The organism is Aeromonas sp. S9(2024), from assembly GCF_041403185.1.
GTDB classification, from domain to species: domain Bacteria; phylum Pseudomonadota; class Gammaproteobacteria; order Enterobacterales; family Aeromonadaceae; genus Aeromonas; species Aeromonas enteropelogenes.
The window spans coordinates 67,536-87,926 of the sequence record NZ_JBGLRE010000003.1; the positions used below are offsets into that span (position 1 = coordinate 67,536).

At 61.9% G+C, this 20,391-nt stretch carries 16 protein-coding genes; 1 reads left to right on the forward strand and 15 read right to left on the reverse strand.

Annotated elements, in window-relative coordinates; all coding sequences use genetic code 11:
* Positions 1-147 precede the first annotated feature (147 nt).
* The 7 genes from ACB028_RS06525 to ACB028_RS06555 form a co-directional block, all read right to left on the reverse strand.
* Entirely contained in the window at positions 148-657 is a 510-nt protein-coding gene (locus tag ACB028_RS06525; RefSeq protein ID WP_371143808.1) for a hypothetical protein, read from the reverse strand.
* 144 nt (positions 658-801) lie between these two features.
* Positions 802-3,912, reverse strand: coding sequence for an efflux RND transporter permease subunit (locus ACB028_RS06530; protein WP_042028511.1), 3,111 nt, complete (start codon positions 3,910-3,912; stop codon positions 802-804).
* 9 nt (positions 3,913-3,921) lie between these two features.
* A complete protein-coding gene (locus ACB028_RS06535; protein ID WP_042028515.1) occupies positions 3,922-5,121 on the reverse strand; it encodes an efflux RND transporter periplasmic adaptor subunit in 1,200 nt (399 codons plus the stop codon).
* 315 nt (positions 5,122-5,436) lie between these two features.
* Complete coding sequence (gene xthA, locus ACB028_RS06540; protein ID WP_371143809.1) at positions 5,437-6,243, reverse strand: exodeoxyribonuclease III; 807 nt, start codon at positions 6,241-6,243, stop codon at positions 5,437-5,439.
* Positions 6,244-6,368: 125 nt separating this feature from the next.
* Positions 6,369-7,331, reverse strand: coding sequence for an ion channel (locus ACB028_RS06545; protein WP_061475751.1), 963 nt, complete (start codon positions 7,329-7,331; stop codon positions 6,369-6,371).
* Between the two features lie 49 nt (positions 7,332-7,380).
* Positions 7,381-9,027, reverse strand: a complete 1,647-nt coding sequence (locus ACB028_RS06550) for a tetratricopeptide repeat-containing response regulator (RefSeq protein ID WP_042028519.1) — start codon at positions 9,025-9,027, stop codon at positions 7,381-7,383.
* Positions 9,028-9,180: 153 nt separating this feature from the next.
* Positions 9,181-10,224, reverse strand: coding sequence for an FAD:protein FMN transferase (locus ACB028_RS06555; protein WP_371144002.1), 1,044 nt, complete (start codon positions 10,222-10,224; stop codon positions 9,181-9,183).
* A 294-nt stretch (positions 10,225-10,518) separates the two neighbouring features.
* On the opposite strand from ACB028_RS06555, the gene azu reads away from it, so the two are divergent.
* The gene (azu, locus tag ACB028_RS06560) at positions 10,519-10,959 is read left to right on the forward strand and encodes an azurin (RefSeq protein WP_026457528.1); all 441 of its coding nucleotides are present in this window, start codon (positions 10,519-10,521) and stop codon (positions 10,957-10,959) included.
* A 76-nt stretch (positions 10,960-11,035) separates the two neighbouring features.
* Here azu and ACB028_RS06565 read toward each other — a convergent pair whose 3' ends face one another.
* The 8 genes from ACB028_RS06565 to ACB028_RS06600 all read right to left on the reverse strand — a co-directional run bounded on the left by ACB028_RS06565 (position 11,036) and on the right by ACB028_RS06600 (position 20,363).
* Entirely contained in the window at positions 11,036-11,593 is a 558-nt protein-coding gene (locus tag ACB028_RS06565) for a HutD family protein (protein ID WP_371143810.1), read from the reverse strand.
* Positions 11,594-11,675: 82 nt separating this feature from the next.
* Positions 11,676-12,335 carry a YceH family protein gene (locus ACB028_RS06570; protein ID WP_371143811.1) on the reverse strand — a complete coding sequence of 220 codons (660 nt, stop codon included), beginning with the start codon at positions 12,333-12,335 and terminating at the stop codon, positions 11,676-11,678.
* A 127-nt stretch (positions 12,336-12,462) separates the two neighbouring features.
* Positions 12,463-14,601 (reverse strand): diguanylate cyclase domain-containing protein, encoded by a 2,139-nt coding sequence (locus ACB028_RS06575; protein WP_371143812.1) that lies wholly within the window; start codon positions 14,599-14,601, stop codon positions 12,463-12,465.
* A complete protein-coding gene (locus ACB028_RS06580; protein ID WP_371143813.1) occupies positions 14,598-15,791 on the reverse strand; it encodes an extracellular solute-binding protein in 1,194 nt (397 codons plus the stop codon). The genes ACB028_RS06575 and ACB028_RS06580 overlap by 4 nt, the downstream gene beginning before the upstream one ends.
* 162 nt (positions 15,792-15,953) lie before the next feature.
* Positions 15,954-16,172, reverse strand: coding sequence for a YdcH family protein (locus ACB028_RS06585; RefSeq protein ID WP_026457390.1), 219 nt, complete (start codon positions 16,170-16,172; stop codon positions 15,954-15,956).
* 266 nt (positions 16,173-16,438) lie between these two features.
* The gene (locus ACB028_RS06590; protein ID WP_201941060.1) at positions 16,439-17,050 is read right to left on the reverse strand and encodes a hypothetical protein; all 612 of its coding nucleotides are present in this window, start codon (positions 17,048-17,050) and stop codon (positions 16,439-16,441) included.
* A gap of 11 nt (positions 17,051-17,061) precedes the next feature.
* Entirely contained in the window at positions 17,062-18,408 is a 1,347-nt protein-coding gene (locus ACB028_RS06595) for an MATE family efflux transporter (protein ID WP_371143814.1), read from the reverse strand.
* A 131-nt stretch (positions 18,409-18,539) separates the two neighbouring features.
* Complete coding sequence (locus ACB028_RS06600; RefSeq protein ID WP_371143815.1) at positions 18,540-20,363, reverse strand: SulP family inorganic anion transporter; 1,824 nt, start codon at positions 20,361-20,363, stop codon at positions 18,540-18,542.
* Positions 20,364-20,391: the final 28 nt, after the last annotated feature.

The window sequence follows — 20,391 nt, forward strand, 5'->3', positions numbered from 1 at the left end:
TGACGAATAAGGGATAAGAGTCACACGGTTTGCCCGGCCAACGGGGCGTCAGGGACGCCCGTTCTCCTGCGCGGGTGGCGCAGGCTCAGGCAAGGAGCGCAGCCAGGACAGGGTGACCCCTGATCAGGCACGCAAAAGACGGTCTTTCTAGTGGCGCAGCACCGACAGCATCAGATGCCGGCGGGGCCAGGAGGGCGGGTGAGTACCGCGGGTTCTAAGGAAGGGGTCACGCAGCCAGAGATCCAGCAAGCGGGGCAGGGTCCCCAGCGGCAGCAGCAACAGGGGGAGCAGCAGAGCCGAGAGCAGCATGCCGAGCAGAGGCAGGGCATTGGCGGCGCCAGACAGCCCGGTCTGCATCTGGCACTCATCCCCCGTCATGGTCGATTCGCTCCCGGCACTGGCGTGGCAGGAGAGGGTCACGGAAGCGTTCTCCTGATCCAGCGTCATGGTGCGCGGGCCCGCGTCATCCCCATGGGACGGGATCATGGCGTCAGGCAGTGTCTGCGGCGTGAAGAGGGAGAGAGAGGCACTCGTGGTGGCCAGAGAGGCGCCGTGCCAGCTGATGCAGAGGGTCAGATTGCAGATGAGCATCAGCGCCAGCAATAGCCGGGCCAAGGCAACAGAGGGCAATCTTGCAGCAAGCTGGGTGAGTGACAATCCGGATATCCTTCGAGATCAGATGGTTGGACTGTAAACCTTACCTTGAGGAGAAGGTCAAGGCATGGCGCCTGGCGTGGCCGGTGAGGATAAAAAAACACCCCCGCAATGGCGGGGGTGTTGGGCTGTCAGGAAGTGACAGGATTACTGCTTGGCCCGTTTCTCCGAGCCCTTCATGATGAGGCGGAAGAAGAGCGGGATAAAGAAGATGGCGATGAAGGTCGCCGCCAGCATACCGCCGATGACCGGCCAGCCGAGGGCGTGGCGGCTCGCCGCACCCGCGCCGCTGGAGGTGACCAGGGGCACACAACCCAGGATGAAGGCGAGGGAGGTCATGACGATGGGACGGAAACGCAAACGCGCCGCTTCCAGGGCCGACTCGATGAGGGTCATCCCTTCTTCATGCTTCATGACCGCGAACTCCACGATCAGGATGGCGTTCTTCGCCGCCAGACCCACCAGCGTCACCAGGCCTATCTGGAAGTAGACGTTGTTGGTGAGCCCCACGGCCCAGGTGGCGAGCAGGGCGCCGAACAGGGCGAACGGCACGGCGGTGATCACCGCAAACGGCAGGCTCCAGCGTTCATACTGGGCGGCCAGGATGAGGAAGATCATCACGATGCCAAAACCAAACGCCATGGCGGCGCTGCCGGCTGCCGCTTTTTCCTGGTAGGCGGCACCGGTCCACTCCAGCTTGGCGTCGTTGCCGAGGGTCTGGGCGGCGACCTCCTCCAGGGCTTTGATCGCCTGGCCCGAGCTCACGCCTGGCGCCGGCTGAGCCATGATCTTGGCGGCCGGGAAGATGTTGAAACGCTCGACCAGCTCGGGGCCGGTGGCATCGCGCACCGTCACCAGACTGGTGAGGGGGATCATCTCGCCGGTATTGGAGCGGACATAGACGTTGCGAATGTCATCCTTCTTGGCGCGGTAGTCCGCCTCGGACTGCAACTGCACCCGGTAGGTACGACCGAACTGGTTGAAGTCGTTGACATAGACCTGGCCGAAGGTGGCCTGCATGGTGTCAAACACGGCGTTGATGGGCAGCCCCAGCGCCTTGGCCTTCTCGCGGTCGAGATCCAGGAAGACCTGGGGCACGTTGGCGCGGAAGGTGGTGGTCACGCTGGCAAACTCCGGACGCTCCTTGGCCGCGTCGAGCAGGCGTTGTACCTCGCCCGCGAAGGCGTGCACGTCGCCGGTACCCCGGTTCTGCAGATAGCCTTCGAGGCCCCCGGTGGTGGACATGCCGGTGATGGGGGGAGGGTTGAAGGTGGCGGTGAAGCCATCGGCCAGCCCCATCAGGCTCAGCCCCTGGAAGGTCTTGGCCAGAGAGAAAGAGTCTTGCCCTTCCCCTTGACGCTCTTTCCAGTCTTTCAGGGTCACGAAGGTGAGACCACGGTTGCTGATGATGGAGCCGGACAGGATGTCAAAGCCCGAGAAGGTGACCACGTCCTTCACGTTGGGGTTGGCCATGGCGATCTTGTCGAAATCGTTGGCAACCGCCTGGGTACGGGTCAGGGCGGCGGCATCGGGCAGCATCACGGAGCCGATGAGGTAGCCCTGGTCTTCGTCAGGCACCAGGGCGCCCGGCACCTTGTGAAACAGCACATAGCTGCAGCTCAGGATGATGGCGATGATGCCAAAGGCCACGCCGACGCGGCGGTTGAGGAAGGCTACCCCGCGCACATAGCGGCGGGTCAGCTGATCAAACGCGTTGTTGAACCAGACGAAGAAGCGGGCCGGTTTGTGGTGACCTTCTTTGAGCAAGATGGCGCACAGGGCTGGCGACAGGGTGAGTGCCACCAGGCCGGAGATGGCCACCGACACGGCGATGGTGATGGCGAACTGCTTGTACATCACCCCCGTCATGCCGCCCATGAAGGCGACCGGCAGGAACACGGCGGAGAGCACCAGCACGATGGCGACCACGGGGCCAGACACTTCCTGCATGGCGAGGATGGCGGCCTCTTTGGCGGAGCACTTCTTCTCGCTCATGATCCGCTCGACGTTCTCCAGCACCACGATGGCGTCATCCACCACGATACCGATGGCGAGCACCATGCCGAACAGAGTCAGCAGGTTGATGGAGAAGCCCAGCATCAGCATACCGGCGAAGGTACCGATCAAGGACACTGGCACCGCGATACAGGGGATCAGGGTGGCGCGGAAGTTCTGCAGGAACAGGTAGACCACCACGAATACCAGCACGATCGCCTCAAGCAGGGTGTGAACCACCTCCTCGATGGAGATCTTCACGAACTCTGTGGTGTCGTAGGGGATCTGGTATTCCACGTCTTGGGGGAAACGACCCTGCAGGCGTTCCATGGTGGCGCGCACCTGATCGGCCACGGCGACCGCGTTGGCACCCGGTTGCAGGTAGGTGGCGATACCGATGGCCGGCTTGCCGTTGGCACGGGCCAGTACGTCGTAGTCCTTGCCACCGAGCTCGACCCGGGCCACGTCACGAACGCGGATCTTGGAGCCATCCGGCATGGCGCGGATGATGATGTTCTCGAACTCCTTCACGTCGTCCAGACGCCCCTTGGTCTGCACAGTGTAGGTGAAGTCGGTGGGGGTACTGGTGGGCTGGGAGCCGATCTTGCCCGCCGCGAACTGGGTATTCTGCTCGCGGATGGCGCCGATCACATCGCTCGGGGTGAGTTGCAACTGGGCCAGTCGGTCCGGGCGCAGCCAGATCCGCATGGCATAGTCGGTGCCCCCGAACAGGGAGGTATCACCCACGCCGGGAATACGCTTGAGCTCGTCGATGATGTTGAGCAGGGCGTAGTTCGACAGATAGGTGGTATCAAAAGAACCGTTGGGCGACTGCAGGGTGATCACCTGCAGTATGGAGGTGGACTTCTTGCGCACCGTCACACCCTGCTTCTTCACCTCTTCCGGCAGCTGGGCCATGGCGGCCGAGACCCGGTTGTTGACGTCGATGGTCGCCTGATCGGGGTCGACCCCGATGTCGAAGTAGACGTTGAGGTTCATCTGGCCGTTGGAGGCGGAGCCAGACTGCATGTAGATCATGTTCTCGACCCCGTTGACCTGCTGTTCAATGGGGGCGGCCACGGTCTGGGAGATCACCTCAGGGGTGGCACCCGGGTAGAAGGCGGTCACCGAGACCACTGCGGGGGTGATCTGGGGATACTGCTCCACCGGGAGCGCGCGCATCGCCGCCAACCCGCCCAGCACTATGATGATCGAGATCACGCTGGCGAAGATGGGGCGTTCGATAAAGAACTTGGAAAACATGGGGGCTCCTTATTTGCCAGCGGCACCCTGGGTGATCTTGGCGTTAATCGCCTTCATCTCCTCGGCGGAAACCGGTTTGACCACGGCACCCGGACGCGCCTTCATCAACCCTTCGACGATGTAGCGATCGCCGGCCTGCAGGCCGCTGTCGATGATGATGCCGCTGCTGACGGTCGGGCCCAGCTTGACCGGACGCGGACTCACCTTGTTGTCGGCATCCACCACCATCACCAGGCGGTCAGCCTGGGACTGGACGATGGCGCGCGGCGGCACCACGATGGCGTTCTTGCGGGTACCCAGATCGATGGTCAGGCGCACGAACTGGCCGGGTAGCAGGGCGCCGTCCTTGTTGTCGAAGATGGCGCGGGCACGGATGGTGCCGGTCTGGGGATCGACACGGGTGTCGGAGAAGTTCAGACGACCGGGCTCAGGATAGGTGCTGCCGTCGGCCAGCTGGATATGGGTACGCCAGTCAGTGGCACTCTTGGCCTCGATAAGCCCCTTCTTGACCGACTTCTCGAAGTTGAGACGGTCCTGCTCCGAGTAGGAGAAGTTCACATAGAGGGGATCGAACTGGGTGATGGTGGTCAGCAGACTGCTGTCACCGCTGGTGGAGATGAGGCTGCCCTCGGACTGGGAGCTCTTGCTCGCCATGCCGCTGATGGGGGCGGTGACCTGGGTGTAGCTGAGGTTGAGATCAGCCTCTTTCACCTTGGCCTGGGCCGCCTGCAGGCTGGCCACGGCCGCCTCGTAGTTGGCGATGGTGTCATCGTAGTCTTTGCGGCTCACCACCTGGCGCTTGAACAGCGGGATGATGCGATCCTTGTCGGCGCGGGCCTTGTTGAGGCGGGCCTGCTCCTGAGCCAAGGTGCCCTTGGCCTGCTCCAGCGCCACCTTGTAGGGGGCCGGATCGACCAGGAACAGCTCCTGGCCTGCGGTGACCGGCTGGCCTTCCACATAGGTGCGTTTGAGCAGGATGCCGCTCACCCGGGAGCGTACTTCAATCTCGCGAAAACCGGCGGTTTCACCCACCATCTCGGTGGTGAGCGGCACATCGACCGGGGTGACCTCGTTAACCACCACAGGGACGGCAGGCATGGCGTTGGCTGCCGGGTCAGTTTCACCACCACAGGCCGTCAGTCCGCCGATCAGTGCCAGCGTCAACACGCTCTGTTTGAATCTCGCTATTGGGCTAGTCGGCACCTTCATCTTTACACTCCTGTTGGATGGATCGCCGTCGTGGCGATCCGCACTCTGTGCACAAGTCATGATTAACGTCATTACAAACGGAAAATCGGAAATCGGGATAATAGGATCACTATCTTGAACCTAACCTTCTCAAAGTGAAAGTTTTCACCTTTTTGATGGGCAACGAATTGTGGCAAGGGCCATCCGCCCGGCTCAAGCCCTTTTTGGGATTTGAATGAAAATGTTGGCGGGCAGCTGACGTCGTCGATGGCCAATGTAAAAAGCCAGTGAAGAGGGGCCTCTACACTGGCTTTTTTATTAACATTTGACGTTTGTTCAGGCGAAGCAGGCCCAGATGGGGGCGTGGTCGGAGGGCTTCTCGATGCCGCGCAGTTCGTAGTCGATGCCGGTTTCGGTCACTTTGTCCTTGAGGGCATCGGAGGCCATGATAAGGTCGATGCGCAGGCCGCGGTTCTCGTCAAACCCCTTGGAGCGGTAGTCAAACCAGGAAAAACGCTCGCACTCGGTGGGGTTGGCGGCACGGAAGGTGTCGGTCAGGCCGAATCCTTCCAGACGGGCCATCCATTCGCGCTCGATGGGCAGGAAGGAGCACTTGCCGTCCCGCAGCCAGCGCTTGCGGTTCGCCTCGCCTATGCCGATGTCGAGATCGGTGGGGGAGATGTTCATATCCCCGATCAGCACCAGCTGATCGCTCGGGGTGTGATGAGTCTCGAGGTAGTGCTGCAAGTCTTCATAGAACTTCTGCTTGGCCGGGAACTTAGTCTCGTGATCCTGATTCTCCCCTTGCGGGAAGTAGCCGTTCATCACCTTGATGAGGGAGCCATCTTCCCGCTCGAAGGTGGCCATGATCATCCGGCGCTGGGCCTCTTCATCATCGGTGGGGAAGCCCTTTTCCACCTTGACCGGTTTCTGCTTGCTTATGATGGCCACCCCGTAGTGGGCCTTCTGGCCGTGGAATTCGACGTGATAACCCATGGCTTCCACGTCGGCGAGGGGGAAGGCCTCGTCGTGAACCTTGATCTCCTGCAGGCCGATCACATCGGGCTGGTGCTTGTCGATGATGGCTTGCAACTGATGCAGACGGGCGCGCAGGCCGTTGATATTGAAAGAGATGATCTTCATGTCCGGGATGCTCATGTCATTTTATAAGTGGCTATTGGACTAGGAATCGGCGGTGGATGCAAGTTCGGGGGCTGTGACTGGCGCAGTTGCTCGGTAACCTGTTCACGAGCCGTCGCGAGAGGTTGTCAGCGGGTCATCTTCTTGACAAATACCACCACAAACAGCGCCAGCGTAAAGCTGCCGGTGAAGGCCTCGAAGGCGGCGCAGATCCGGGAGAAGCCGATGGGAGTAAAGTCGCCATAGCCCAGGGTAGTGAAGGTCACCACGCTGTAGTAGAGGCACTCCAGCAGGAAGATGGCATTTTGCTCCAGGGGAGCGTCGGGGCGGTAGATGAGCGGGTTGCCGTTGAAGCTCAGACCAAAGAAGAAGTAGAAGATGCTGCAGATGAAAATCAGCAACAGGGAGAAGAGCACCACTCGCATCGGGGCCTCGCCGTAACCGCAGAAGAGATCGACCACCCAGGAGGTGAAGCGGTGACTCGACCAGAACGGCAACTGCAGCCGGCGCATGGTGAGCTCCTGCTGGATGTAGCGGCCGGACATGGTGAAGATGCCCTGGGCCTCCGAGGCCTTGCGCAGATCCCGGTAGGTCTCTTCGGCCTCTTTGAGCCAGATGCGGGCCTGCACCGGATCCCGTTCCTTGCGCCCGCGCCGCTCCTGCATCAGGCATTTGCCGGTATCCAGGTTGTCGAGGCGGGTGTTGTGCCAGCGAATGCCGAGCAGATTGACGTCGTCGAGGGAGGCGCAGTGCAGGTTGGCATCGCTGAGATCGGCCTTCATCAGACTGCCCCCCTTGATGCGAATGCCGTAGAGATGGGCGCCCTGCAGGTTGGCCCGATAGAGGTTGCACTGCTCCAGCAAAAAGCCCTCCGGCGAGCCCTTCTTCACCAGATTGAGGCCGGCCAGGTTGGCGCGGGCCAGCTGCAGGCCGTGGCACAATCCGCCCTGGTGGATGTAGTGCTCCAGTTCGCGAGCGGTGTGGGGATCCTGATGGTGACCATGGGGATCGTGCCAACGGCACAGATCATGCTCTCCCGCCTCTTCGCTGCAGTGGCGGCCATCCGCCACCAGATATCGACACATGGCCATCGCCCGTCTCCTCCCCTTGCCGAGTCAATATCAGCATAGGCGAGCCGGGTCAGCTGAACTGGTTGTACTCCTGGCGCAGCTTGCGAAAGCGATCCTGCTGGGCCGGGTTGAGAGGGATGCCGTCGAGGATATCCAGGGTGTCTTTGCACTCGGCGCCAAACTCCGGGCTCTTGCGATTTTTTTGCATCAACTGCAGCAGTACCTGGATCTTGTTGAGGGCGGCGCCGGTATTGGCGGGGGCGCGGCGCAGGGCCTCGCGAAAATGGCCCAGCGCCTGCTCCAGCTCGCCGGACTGATAGGCCTTGATGCCGAGCTCGTTGAGCTGCTGGTAGCGCTGGCGGCGCTCCAGCACAGTCTTGTCATCCCGGGTGGCCTGGATACAGGTGGTGAGCAGCCGATCGCCATCTTCCGCCAACAGGCTCTGCAGGCTCTCGGCATACTCGAACTCGCCAAGCTGGTAGAGGGCGAGGATGGTCTCCCCGAGCAGGGCCGGCGGCATGGTGGCCGGCTCGTCGAGCCAGTTCTGGTTGGCGCGATAGAGCATCTTCTTGCCCTTGAGCAGCTCCCCCAGGGCGATTTGTACCCTGGCCTGGCAGATCTGCTCGAATACCGGGTAGTTGAACTCCGACATCATCAGGGAGTCGCGAATGCGCGACAGGGCGCTGTTCACCTGTTTTTGCAGGTTGGCGATGTGGTAGCTGTCGTTGCTGTTGAGGGCGTAGAGGGTCAGGGTCTGGATATAGGCCCCCAGGTAGTGGGGGGTGCGGTGGATGGAGTTGCGCGAGAGATCAATGAGCGAGAGCAGCACGTCCTTGGCCTGGGCGTAGTCGTGGCGCTGCAGGCACACCTCCGCGAGCCGGCGCGAGAGCGGCACCGACTGGGGGGAAATATCCACTGCCCGCCTGAGCTCCTGCTGGGCCTGTTCATCCTTGCCCAGCGCCAGCAGGGATTCCGCCAGCCAGCGATGGGCCTCCACCATCAGGGGGGTGTTTTTGAGGGTCGCCTGCAGGTGGCTGACCGCTTCTTCATGAAGCCCCAGGGTATTGCACGCCTTGCCCAGGGTCAGCCGGGCCCAGCTGTTGTCCTGCCCGGCCAGCAGCTGGCGCATCAGGGTACGGGCCTCCTGGGCCTGGCCCAGCTTGAGCTGGGTGTCTGCCTGCAGGCAGCGGCAATAGTTGGCAAAGCGGGGCACGGCCTCGGCCCGTTCGGCACAGGCGGTGAGCAGGGCGGGCAGATTGTTGTCGGCCAGGGCAGAGAAGATGCTGGAGAGGGCCTGACGGCGGGCCAGTGCGCGCTTTAGGCGAAACGAGAACTGCTCCTGGGAAAAGGGCTTCATCAGGTATTCGTCGGGCTCGGCCTCGAGGGCGCTCAGCACCATGGCGCGGGAGCTGTCGCCGCTCACCATGATCACCACGCTTTTGGGGGGGATCAGGTTCTGATCCCGCAGGCTCTCGAGCAGCTGGCGGCCATTCTCGCCGACCCCGAGATCGTAATCGATGAGGTAGATGTCGTAGCTGCCCTTCTGGCAGCGGCGGCGCGCCTCCTCGGCGTTGTTGCAGAAGGTGATGTCGCTGATGCCGATGTTGATCAGCATCGCCTTCATCATCACCTGGAATGTGCGTTGCTCGTTGACCATCAGAATGCGCTGGGGCTTGGGCGCGGTTTTCTTTTCAGGCTCTTTTTCCGGTGTCTGCATCTGTCAGGGTCGAGGCGCTGCGGGCTGATGGGGGCAGTGTGCCACCAAAGGGCCCGCAGAGGCAATTGGCCCGCAGCGATTGGATTGGGCGGACAAGGGGGGCATTTAGCCTCGGTCAAATGAGCCTTGTCAGGCTCTTGTCGTTTCTGGCGGTCAGGATTTCTCCCGGGCCAGATAGGGGGCAAACTGGGGGGTGTACTGCGCCTTGAAGCCGTCACCACTCTTGACGATGAGATAGACCGCCAGCTGGTGCGCCCTGGCGAAGGCCATCGCCTGTTCGGGTCCCATCACCATGAGGGCGGTGTCGAGGGCATCGGCCTCGAGCGCGGTCGGGGTGATCACGCTGGCGGAGACCAGCTTGTGGGTGATCGGCTGACCGGTGGCGGGGTCGATGATGTGGGAGTAGCGCTTGCCATCAAGCTCGTAATAGTTGCGATAGCTGCCGGCGGTGCTGAGGGCCATGCCGTTCGGGCTCACCACGTCCGAGAAGGCGCCCGGCTGGTCAGAAGGCTCGACGATGGCCACTTTCCACGGCTTGCCCTTGCTGTTGTTGCCCTTGCTGCGCACCGCCCCCGCCACCTCGATCAGGTAGTTGTTGACCCCCTTGCCTTCGAGCAGGGCGGCAATCTCGTCCGACGCGGCCCCTTCTCCCAGGGTGGAGAGGTCGAGATAGAGGTCCGGAATGGACTTGCCGAGCAGGAAGTGATCCCCCTGGGGGAGCAGGGTCAGCTTGTCGATCCCGACCCTCTGGCGGGCATCATTGATGGCCTGTGCATCCGGTCGTTTGACCGGTCGCTTGTCCGGGCCAAAGCCCCACAGATTCACCAGCGGGCCCACGGTCACATCCAGCTTACCGCCGGTGAGGTGACCGGCGTCGATCCCCTGCTGCACTATCCTGGCCATGGCGGTTGGAATGGCCATGGGGGCATTGGCGGGGCCCTGATTGAAGCGGGAGATAAGGGAGGCGGGATCGTAGGTGGAGATCTCCTTGTTCATTCGGGCCAGCAGGCGCTCCACCTCTTCTTTCAGCGCGGGCTCTCCCCCCGGGAAGGGATCGCTCAGGGTCACCACATAGTAGGTGCCCATGGTCTTGCCCTGAATACGGGTCTGGGCGGGTGGCGTGGGCTGGCAGCCGGTCAGGGCCAGCAACAGGACAAACAGCAGACCACGCAGGGCCGGCAGAGGGGAAATCGGCATCATGGGAAGGCGTCTCGCACAGAGGTTGCATCATCGGGGCGCTAGCTTAGCCAAGGGGAGGGCGGCAAGCACCGGAAAATGACCGGAAAAATTAAACAGCCGGCTTGCTTGCCGGTGAAAGGGAGGGGAAATATTGCCTGTCGGGTGAGCTGGCCCGCACCTTTGCGCTAAAGTCATCGCCGATTGAAGACAATCGGGTAAGATGAAGGTCGATTTTGACGACATCTTTGCTGGCCTCGTCCAGTTGCGCCAAGCAAACCTGTCGTCATCCATTGCTCATCCAAGGAGAAGATGATGAAAAAGGCGATTACCCTGCTGTTTCTGACTACCCTGGCCGCTCCGGTGCTGGCTGACGAGTGCGCACTGGTTATCGAAGGCAATGATGCCATGCAGTTCAATCTCAAGGAGATGACGGTACCCGCCACCTGCAAGGAGGTGACGGTGACCCTGAACCATACCGGCAAGCTGCCGGTGACCGGCATGGGCCACAACTGGGTATTGTCTCCCACCGCCGATTACCAGGCCGTGGCCACCGCAGGCATGAGCGCCGGTGCCGAGAATGACTATCTGCCCAAGGACGATCCGCGCGTGCTGGCCCACACCAAGCTGATCGGCGGCGGTGAGAGCAGCAGCGTGACCTTCAAGACCGAGGGGCTGGCCGGTAAAGACCTCACCTTCTTCTGCTCCTTCCCGGGCCACTTCGCCATGATGAAAGGCACCTTCAAGGTCGGTTAATCGCCTTTGTAGCAACCAGCAAAAAGCCGGGATGATCCCGGCTTTTTTGTCTTCGTCATCTGCCAGATGAAGCGGGTTATTTATGTTGCAGGGTAAAGAAGGCGATGGTGGTCTTTTTCCCGCACTCGAAGTGGATGCTCTGTTCGCCGTTGATCACCAGAGTCTCGTTGGGCGCGACGCTTTGCCCCTGCACGGTGAGCTGGCCCTCCAGCAGGTGGCAGAGGTAGTGCTTGTCTGCCTCCAGGGTGAGGGTGAGCGGGAAGGGGAGGGTCAGCACCCGCACGTTGGCGCTGATGCGATCCGGATGGTAGATAAGCCCGAGATCCATCACCTCTTTTTTCAGCAACTCGCAGTGGGTCTCGTCATCGCCGCTGAAGTGGGCTGCCTCGAAGGTGGCGTAGGGGTGGCCGTTAAGCACGAAGCCGGCGCCGCTCACGGGCAACAGGATGCGCTGATAGCCAGGGAAGCGGGAAAATGTACCCGCCCCCTTGATGGGAGCCGAACTCAGCCGGTAGTCAAAGTCGAGCCCATCTAGGGTTGCACCCTTGGGGGAGATGAGGATCTGGGCTGTGGTGCCCTGCTTGTTCTTCCAGGGCATCTTCTGATGGTCAGACTCTTTGATCAGGGTGATCACGGCATTTCCTCATAATCGGTCAATAGACAGGGAGCCGGGGCTTGCCGCCCCGGCTCCCTGATAGGGCATGGGGATGATGGCGTCAGCCCTGACCATCCAGCGCTGCCAGGCGCGCCTCCATGGCGGCCAACCGGTTTTTAAGCTCGCTCACCTCAAGCTCCAGCTCGCTCAGGCGATCCGCGGCAGGGGAGGCATAGGCGGCCACCGGGGCCGACTCCATTAGGGCCTGGATATCCACCTCGCCGCTGAACAGGTGGGCGTAGCGGGATTCGCGCTTGCCCGGCTCGCGAGGCAGCTTGACCACGTAGGGGCCGCGTTCGATCAGGGTATTGAGCACCGCATCCACCTGGGTGACGTCGTCGAAGCTGCACAGGCGGTTGGTGCGCGAGCGCAGCTCCCCCGGGGTCTGCGGGCCGCGCAGCAGCAGCTCGCAGATGATGCCAAGCTCGCGGGCATCGAACTTCAGCTCGCCGAACTCGGTGTTGCAGAATCTGTGCTGGTAGCGGGGTACCCGGGCGTTGAAACCTGCGGTGTTGACCACCAGGCGCTTTCTGATCAACTCGTCCACCACGGCGCGGATATCGAGCTCGGAGAGCTCCAGCACCGGCTCGCGGTTGTTCTTCTGGTTGCAGGCGTTGACCAGGGCGTTGAGGGAGAGGGGATATTGATCCGGGGTGCAGATCTCTTTTTCAATCAGGCAGCCGATGACGCGGGCTTCCAGTGGGCCAAGTACTAACTCCATTTCCTACTCCCTTCTGAATCGATATAAGCAAGTGCCCCTATCTTAGCCATGGCCCGGATGGCGTCCAGCGTGGCGCCCCATTTTTGCGAAGCCGCCGCGGCCTTGGCGAAAGGCTCGCCAACCGGGCTCAGGGGCGCTCGCGATAGAAACGGGCCTTGTCGGCATACATGGCATCGTCCGCCACCCGGCTGAGGTTGGCCAGCGGGGTCTGTTCGCTGCAGCTCCAGCCGATGGCAAAGCGCAGGGGGAAGTGTTGATCCCCATGGTGCGCCATGGCGCTTTGCTGGCTCTCCTTGAGCCGGGCCGCGAGCCGTTGGCAGCCCGCCTCATCGGCCTCGGCCAGCAGCACGAACTCATCCCCGCCGATGCGGAAGATTTGCTCGTCCTGGCGACAGTGGGTGAGCAGCAACTGGGCCATGCCATTGAGCAGGGCATCACCGGCCTCGTGGCCATAGTGATCATTGGTGTGTTTGAGGCCGTTGAGATCCAGCATGAAGAGGGAGAGAGGACGCTCGGGATGGCGGGCATGCACCGCCTGATAGTGGGCAAACGCCTCCTCGAAGGCCTGACGGTTGGGCAGGCCGGTCAGGTTGTCGGTGCGGGCCACCCGGGCCAGCTCATCGGTGAAGAGCCGCCCCTCGATCCCGGTCGCCAGCTGTTTGGCAAACAGGTGGAGGATGGCGTCATCGTCAGGCTCCAGCCCTTCGGCGCTTACCATCAGGTAGCCAAACAGCACGCCGCCCTGGCTGCCGGGCAGGGGCAGCACCCGCCAGATCTCATCGTGCCACGGGTATGGGCTTGGGGGGACATCTTCCGCTACCAGTCGGGTCAGCTTGGCAGTCAGGCGCGCACGCTCGGGGGCCGCCAGCTCCTGGGTCAGCACATAGGGATCCTGCCCCTCGCGCCGGATCACCAGCCCCCAGCGATGGCCATGGTAGAGTTGGGATAGCTGATGCAAGGCGGAAGTGGCCAGCTGGGAGATGTTCACGTCCAACTGCTGGTGCAGGGCGAATTGCAGCCAGGATTGCAGTATGTGACGGCTGCGCTCTACCCGGCTCAGGGCCGAACGCAGCGCCGTGGTCTGGGTGGCCACCTCCAGCTCCAGCTTGTCGTTGAAGTCGCGCAGTTGCTGGTTGAAGGCCTCCTTCTCCCGGTTGGCCAGCTGCAACTGCTCGTTTTGCTGGTGCAGCGCCATCACCTGCGCCGAGATGGTGCGGGCCATCTCCTGCAGCAGGCGGCGCACCTCGTCGTATTCCACGAAGCGCAGCGGGGCGAGCTGTTGCTGGTAATCCCCCCGGCCGTAGCCACGTACCATGGCCGCCAAGGCGACCAGGGGTCTGCTGAGCCAGCGGGTGAGCCAGATGCACACCAGCACCACCAGCACCAGCATGCCGATGATGGACCAGGTGAAGATGCGCTGGGAGTTGTTCAGTTCCTGCACTCGGTCGTTGTTGTAGCTGGAGAGGGTGATGGTCGCCTGCAATCCATCGCTCAGCAGGGGCCAGTCGATGGACATGGGGTGTTCCATCTCCAGCGACATGTCCGGATCAAGGGCGAGATCGGTGGGGACCGGACTCTGGTAGAGCAGCGTCTGATCATGGGTGATGCTCAGTGATTCCCGCCCCTTGAGATAGGGCTCCAGCACCCGGGCGATGTTCTTCCAGGGGAGGATCGCCAGCACGAAGCCGGAAGGCGTCTGCAACACGCCGGCCCGCTGGTAGTTGCGATAGACGGGGGCCACCAGGGCGATGCCGCCGCTCCCTTGTCCGCCCGGCATGGCACTCAAGGCGGGATCGCTGACGGGAAGCAGCAGGTGTTTGCCCTGGCGGGCTTCCCGGGTCTTGCTCCAGGTCAGCAAGGGTGCGATGAGATCGCTCGATTCCAGCATGGTGGCACGGCCGTTGACGTACTCGACCACCTGACCGGACTTGTCGAGCAGGTAGGCGGCGTGGATCAGATCGTTGCCCTTGACGAAGCTGGCGAGGATCAGGCGAGCGTGGCTCGAGAAGAGGAAATTGTCGATAGCCTGGTGGAGCACTCTGTCGTGGCTGAGCTGGTTGAGCTGGGTACCGATGAGTTCGCTGCGAAAGCGCACATCCCGGGCCATGCTGGCAAGGGCACGTTCGAGCTGATCCTGCTCGCTCTGGGCGATGATCTCGTGCTGCCGGGTCAGCAGCACCCCGCTGGCCAGCAGGGTGGGCAGCAGGGCGACGGCGAACAGGATGACCACCAGGGTCGGTCCCAGGCGAAAGGTGCGGGTACTCATGGTGCATTGACCTGAAGATGCTGGCGATCCGCCAGCTGTTGCATGTAACGGGCTGTGTCGGTCGCACTGCCTCCCTCCCGGGCCCGTTCAAAACCGGTGGCCATCGCCTGCCAGGCGACCGCCATGGCGCTCCCGGAAGGCATGGGGGCGCTGCGGGTGAACTGTTCAAGCAGCACGTGGGCACGGGGATCCGGGGTCTGGCCGATGGCGGCAAAGCTATCCCGATTGACTGGCAGCAGGGCGCCGCGGCGGTAGATGAAATCCTGGGTATCGCTGCGCTGGATAAAGGCCATCAGGGCCTGGATGACGGGACGGCGATCCTCATCCTCCATGGCGGATGCCGCAACGCCAATCACATAGGCACCGCTCATGGAGCTCATGGGGCGTGTCTGCCAGGCGGGCAGCAGAGCCACCCCCAGTCTCTCGCCCATGTTTTTCGTCAGATCGCTGAAGGCCCAATCCCCGTTGATGAGATAGGCGCTCCTGCCCGTGCTGAAGCGGGAGAGAGCTGCGTCATAGTCGCCATCGGGATCGACCCAGCCCTGACGGGCCACGGTACGGTAGGCCTCCAGTGCCTGCACCATGGCAGGGGTATCGAGGGTGATGCGCCCGTCAGTCACCGGGGAGCCCCCGAAGGTGCGCAGGAAGGCAGCAAGATAATACATATCCTCATAGGGCCAGCTGATGGGCATTATGCCCCTGGCCGTCAGGTCGGGGGCGATCTGCGCAAACTGTTGCCACTCGGTCACCGGGGTGGATACCAGCTCTTTGTTGTAGAACAGCATCAGGTGGTTGCCCTGCATCATGGGCATGCCCCAGCGCTGCCGATCGAGGGTGACATAGGAGAGCGTCTCGGCCATCAGCTCGTTGGAGAACCAGTCGGCCGGCAGGGGGGCGAGCTTCATCTGACGGTAAAGCCCGAGAAAATCGGAGGGGATCAGCATCAGATCCGGCAGCCCCCTGGACTGGGCCGCCAGCAGGATATCCCCCTTGATCTTGCTGGGCTCTATCTGCAGTACGCTCACCCGCTGATCCTGTTCCCGGTTGAAGCGGGCGATCACCTCGTCGATGACGTAGCCGGCCTGTTGGGAGTGCCATAGCTCCAGCGCGGGGCCGCGAGCCTGCAGGGGAGAGGTGAAGCAGAACAGAGCAAGCAGCAACAGCACATGGAAGGGGAATGTCATATTCATATTATTGTCGGCGTTAGCCATTGAATCACAAGGGAAAAATTTAACAAATAACCGCCTTGGCAGGTAGCGCTATTGTCCCGCTAATTGACATAAATAGCAAAAAGCCCGGCGCGGAAGCCGGGCTGAGGGATAAATTGCTTATCCGGATATTCGTTGAGGCATCTATTGCTGTGGATGTTGCTTGAGGATCTCGTATATCTCCTCTTTCAGTTTCAGTTTCTGTTTTTTCAGATCCTTCACCTCGGAGCTGTAATCGCTGGCATGGTGTTTTTCCAGCTTCCTTATCTCCTCATCCAGGTCGTTGTGCAAGTCAAACATCTTCTGGAAATGGACATCACTGCTCTTCAGTTTCGAGATGAGTTCTCTGTACTCTGGGAACATGTAATGGAGCCTCCTTGGTTTCGTTTGATTGTGCCTGTGAATCCAAGCTACCCCTTCGCCGTGGTGAGGAATGTGATCCCGATCGAATTTGATGCCATTCGTTGGGTTATGCCAGCGGAACATTTTTAACTAATTGAATTTAAATAAAATAATAAAACCATCAATGATGGCGATGCGACGAATTTGTGCGCACCTTCACAGAAGGTGGCCAACGCAGCAGCAAACAAAAAGGGACCCCAAGGTCCCCTCAATGACGGCCGGCAGGCTTACTCCCTGGCCTTGTCCGCCGGCTCTTTCTTCTTGCTCTTCTCAGGCAGCGGCTTGCCACCGCGGGCGATCACCTTGCCGGCCTCGAAGCCAATCTGGGCCGCCAGCTCCTCGAGATCCGGTGCCTTGGCCTGATCGCCAATGGCATAACGGTAGTTGGCGATGGAGAGCTTCTCTGCCACCGGGGTACCGGGGACGATGGGCTCGCGCCAGCCTTGGCCGATATGGGCTACCAGGGTACCGTTCATGAGGAGTTCGCCGACGATCTCCTGGGTCGGGGTACCCTTGCCGTAGGTGAGGCCCTGCGGATGCTTCTTGCCCACCAGCGGGGCGTCGCTGGCCGGGATCAGCTTGGTGCGGATCAGCCACTTGGGATCCTTGGTGTTACCCACTGCCTTGCCGGTCTGGTACTCGTTGATCTTGATGGTCTTGATCATCTGGGCCATGAAGTCCTTGGTCAGCGCCTTCTGGGCTTCGCTGGTCTCATCGATAGCGATGGGGGCCACATACCAGGTCTGGGGCGCCACCGCCTTGGGGGTGGCGGGGGCGGTTTGCGCCAGTGTCAGCGGGCTGAGCAACAGGGCAGCGAGCAAGAGTCCTATCTTCTTCATTGTGATTCCACTTATGTTTCAACCAGAATTTTGTTTTGCCAGCGGCGACTGCGCCAGCGCCAGAACATGGCCAGACCGCGTACCCACTCGTCGCAGGCAAGGGCCAACCAGATGCCGACCAGTCCATAGCCCAGCATGATACCAAGGAAATAGGAAAGGGGTACGGCAATTCCCCACATGGAGATGAGCGCCATGTAGAGCGGGAAACGGGCATCCCCGGTAGCACGCAGGGCGTTGATCACCACCAGGTTGAAGGTGCGGCCGGGTTCGAGGATGAGGCTGATCAAAAACAGCTGCGCCACCTGAGTGATGATGTCGGCATCATCGGTGAAGAGCGAGATGATGGAGCGACCATTGATGGCGGCGGCCAGCGCAATGATGCAGGTGACGATGAGGCCGAGTTTGAGGCTTTTCATCAGTTGCTGGTAGGCGCGATCGAACTGCCTGGCGCCCGCCAGGTGGCCGATGATGATCTCGTTGCCAAGGCCGATGGAGAGGCCGAACAGCAGGATGAACAGACAGATCTGGAAGAAGTAGGACTGGGTGGCCAGCGCCTTGTCACCGAGCAGGCCGACAAACGCGGTCACCACCATGAACTGCAGCATCCAGGAGAGGTTCTCCCCGGCGGCGGGCAGGCCGATGTGCAACACCTTGCCCAGCATCTCGCGGCTGGGGTGCACGATATCGCGCGCCTTGAGGTGGATGCCGGTCTTTTTGGCCACCAGCCACACCAGCAGCACCACCCCTACCAGACGTCCTGCCACCGTGCTGATGGCGACCCCGGCCACCCCGAGTTGGGGCAGGCCGAACCAGCCGTAGAGCAGCAGCAGGTTGCCGACGAAGGTGATGAGGTTGACGATAAGCGTCACGTACATGGCCTGACGGGTGTGACCGTGGGCGCGCAGGGTGGCGGCCAGACAGAGCGCCGCCGCCTCCGGCAGCAGGCACAGACCGATGATCTGCAGGTAGAGGGTGCCGTCACTCATCAGGTGAGCGGGCAGGTTCATCAGCGTCAGCATGGTGCCGGCCCCGGCCATGACTCCGACCGCGGCGATGAGGCCGATCAGCAGGTTGAAGCCGATGGCGGTGTGGATCACCACCCGGCTCTTCTCCTTGTCGCCAGCCCCCAGATACTGGGTGATCACCACGCTGGTGCCGATGCTGACGAAGCTGAACAGGGTGATGGCGAGATCGAATACCTGGTTGCCGACCGCCAGCGCCGCCACCCCCTGATAGGAGACATGGCCCACCATGAAGGTGTTGAGGGCGCCGGTCAGAAAGTGCAGGGCGAGATCGATAAACAGCGGCCAGGTAAGCGCGAACAGCGTACCCGGGCCTGCGTGGGATTGAGTTTGCATGGTGTGTCCAACGGCTGGTGGCTCGCGAATGGTGCCATCTGGTCGGGCATTTAACACCAAGAGGCTGGCGGGTGCAATCACCGGCCCGCGCTGTGCGCCGGCCGGTGATCCGGGTCGGTAGGGTCTTGGGATCAGGCCGGGGTGGCGCCGGCTTCCTGTTCGCTTGGCAGGGTGAGGCGCGCCGAGTCGGGCAGCGCGTCATCCTGGGGCCAGCGGGAGAGGAGGGCATCCGTGGTGCTCTCGGTGACCTCGTCATCCTTGAACACCGGCTCGCGGTAACAGCGGGTCATGCGCAGGGCCTGATACATGTCGGGGCAGAGGATGATCCCTTCATCCCCCACTCGTACTCCGGCCTGTTTGAGCCAGTGGGTCATCTGGCCGTGGCGGCCCGCCATCACCATGTGGATACCGCGCCGTCTCAGCTCCTTGTGCAGCTCCCCCACCATGCTCATGACGCTGATGTCCTGATGGGTAAAGCAGGCCACCGCATCGATCACCAGGCACTGGGGACTCTGGGGATCCTGCACCAGCAGTGCCAGCACCCGCCGTTTGAAGTAGGGGGCATTGAAGTAGGTCAGCGGCGAGTTGAAGCGATAGACCAGGATGCCGGGAATGGCCTTGGCCTGCTCGTTGTCCCCCAGGGTGCGCACCACCCCTTCATCGTCCATGCCGAGTAGCTGATCGGTGGGGCGCATCACGTTGCGCAGGAACTGGAACAGGCCGAGCAAGACCGCGAGGGTGATCCCCGGAATAACCCCCATGGTCAGCACGCTGATAAAGGTGATCAGCGCCAGCCAAAACGCCGAACGATCCGAGTGGCGCAGGGCCCACAAGCCGCGAAAATCGGTCAGCGACAGGGAGGCCATCACCAGCACCACCCCGAGCGCCGCGGTAGGAATGTATTGCAGCGGGCCGGTCAGATAAAAGGTGATGATGGCGATGACGGCTGCGGCGATGATGGAGACCAGCTGGCTCTTGCCGCCATTGGCATCGTTGACCGCAGTGCGCGAATCGGCCCCGCTGATGGCAAAGCCCTGGGAGGCGGCGGCCGCCAGGTTGGCCATGCCCAGCGCCCTGAACTCCTTGTCCGCGTCGATTTCGTAACCGTTCTTGGCGGCGAAGCTGCGGGCAGTGAGCATCATGGAGACGAAGCTCACCATGGCGAGGTTAAGCGCCGGCAGCACCAGTTCGCGCATCAGGCCGGGGGGAAACTCCGGGATCTGGAACGCGGGCAGGCCGGAGCCGACGTTCCCCAGGGTGGCGATATGGAACTGGCCAAGATCCAGCGCCCATACCAGGGCCGCCGTCACCACCATGGCCACCATGGAGGAGGGCCAGGCAGGTTTGTAGCGCTTGGCCAGTAGCAGGGTAAGCAGGGCGATCAGGCTCATTGCCAGGGTCGGCAGATGGGTCTGGGTGATGTAGTTGGCGCCGCTGGCGATCCGCTCGATGAGGTAGCGTTCGTCGAAGGTGAAACCGAAAATTTTGGAGAGCTGGCCCACTATGATGGTGATGGCCACCCCGTTGAGCAGCCCCATCAGGATTGGGCGGGAGAGAAAGTCCGCCAGCACCCCCAGTTTGAAGCGGCTGGCAATGAGGCACCAAAAGCCGGTCATGGCGGTCATGGTCATCACCAGCTGCCAGTGGCGGGTGGGATCCCCCGCCGCCAGCGGTGTCACCACGGCGGCGATGACGGCGCAGGTGGCGGCATCCGGGCCGACGATCAGCTGACGGGAGGTGCCGAACAGGGCGTAGACCATCATGGGCAGGATGCAGGAATAAAGGCCGACGATGGCACCGACCCCGGTGAGTTCGGCATAGGCGATGGCCACGGGCAGGGCCACGGCGGCCACCGAGAATCCGGCGCGAAGGTCCGGCATCAGCCAGGCGCGCTGGTATTGCAGCAGGGCGGCGAGGCCCGGTAGCCAGCGTTCGAGTGAGAAAAATTCGCGCATTATTTAACCCATTGAGTAACTTGGAGCT

Coding starts and splice junctions, on each gene's coding strand:
- ACB028_RS06530 (WP_042028511.1), bottom strand. CDS start 3,912: ATGTTTTCCAAGTTCTTTATCGAACGCCCCATCTTCGCCAGCGTGATC.
- ACB028_RS06535 (WP_042028515.1), bottom strand. CDS start 5,121: ATGAAGGTGCCGACTAGCCCAATAGCGAGATTCAAACAGAGCGTGTTG.
- xthA (WP_371143809.1), bottom strand. CDS start 6,243: ATGAAGATCATCTCTTTCAATATCAACGGCCTGCGCGCCCGTCTGCAT.
- ACB028_RS06545 (WP_061475751.1), bottom strand. CDS start 7,331: ATGGCCATGTGTCGATATCTGGTGGCGGATGGCCGCCACTGCAGCGAA.
- ACB028_RS06550 (WP_042028519.1), bottom strand. CDS start 9,027: ATGCAGACACCGGAAAAAGAGCCTGAAAAGAAAACCGCGCCCAAGCCC.
- ACB028_RS06555 (WP_371144002.1), bottom strand. CDS start 10,224: ATGCCGATTTCCCCTCTGCCGGCCCTGCGTGGTCTGCTGTTTGTCCTG.
- azu (WP_026457528.1), top strand. CDS start 10,519: ATGAAAAAGGCGATTACCCTGCTGTTTCTGACTACCCTGGCCGCTCCG.
- ACB028_RS06570 (WP_371143811.1), bottom strand. CDS start 12,335: ATGGAGTTAGTACTTGGCCCACTGGAAGCCCGCGTCATCGGCTGCCTG.
- ACB028_RS06575 (WP_371143812.1), bottom strand. CDS start 14,601: ATGAGTACCCGCACCTTTCGCCTGGGACCGACCCTGGTGGTCATCCTG.
- ACB028_RS06580 (WP_371143813.1), bottom strand. CDS start 15,791: ATGAATATGACATTCCCCTTCCATGTGCTGTTGCTGCTTGCTCTGTTC.
- ACB028_RS06585 (WP_026457390.1), bottom strand. CDS start 16,172: ATGTTCCCAGAGTACAGAGAACTCATCTCGAAACTGAAGAGCAGTGAT.
- ACB028_RS06590 (WP_201941060.1), bottom strand. CDS start 17,050: ATGAAGAAGATAGGACTCTTGCTCGCTGCCCTGTTGCTCAGCCCGCTG.
- ACB028_RS06595 (WP_371143814.1), bottom strand. CDS start 18,408: ATGCAAACTCAATCCCACGCAGGCCCGGGTACGCTGTTCGCGCTTACC.
- ACB028_RS06600 (WP_371143815.1), bottom strand. CDS start 20,363: ATGCGCGAATTTTTCTCACTCGAACGCTGGCTACCGGGCCTCGCCGCC.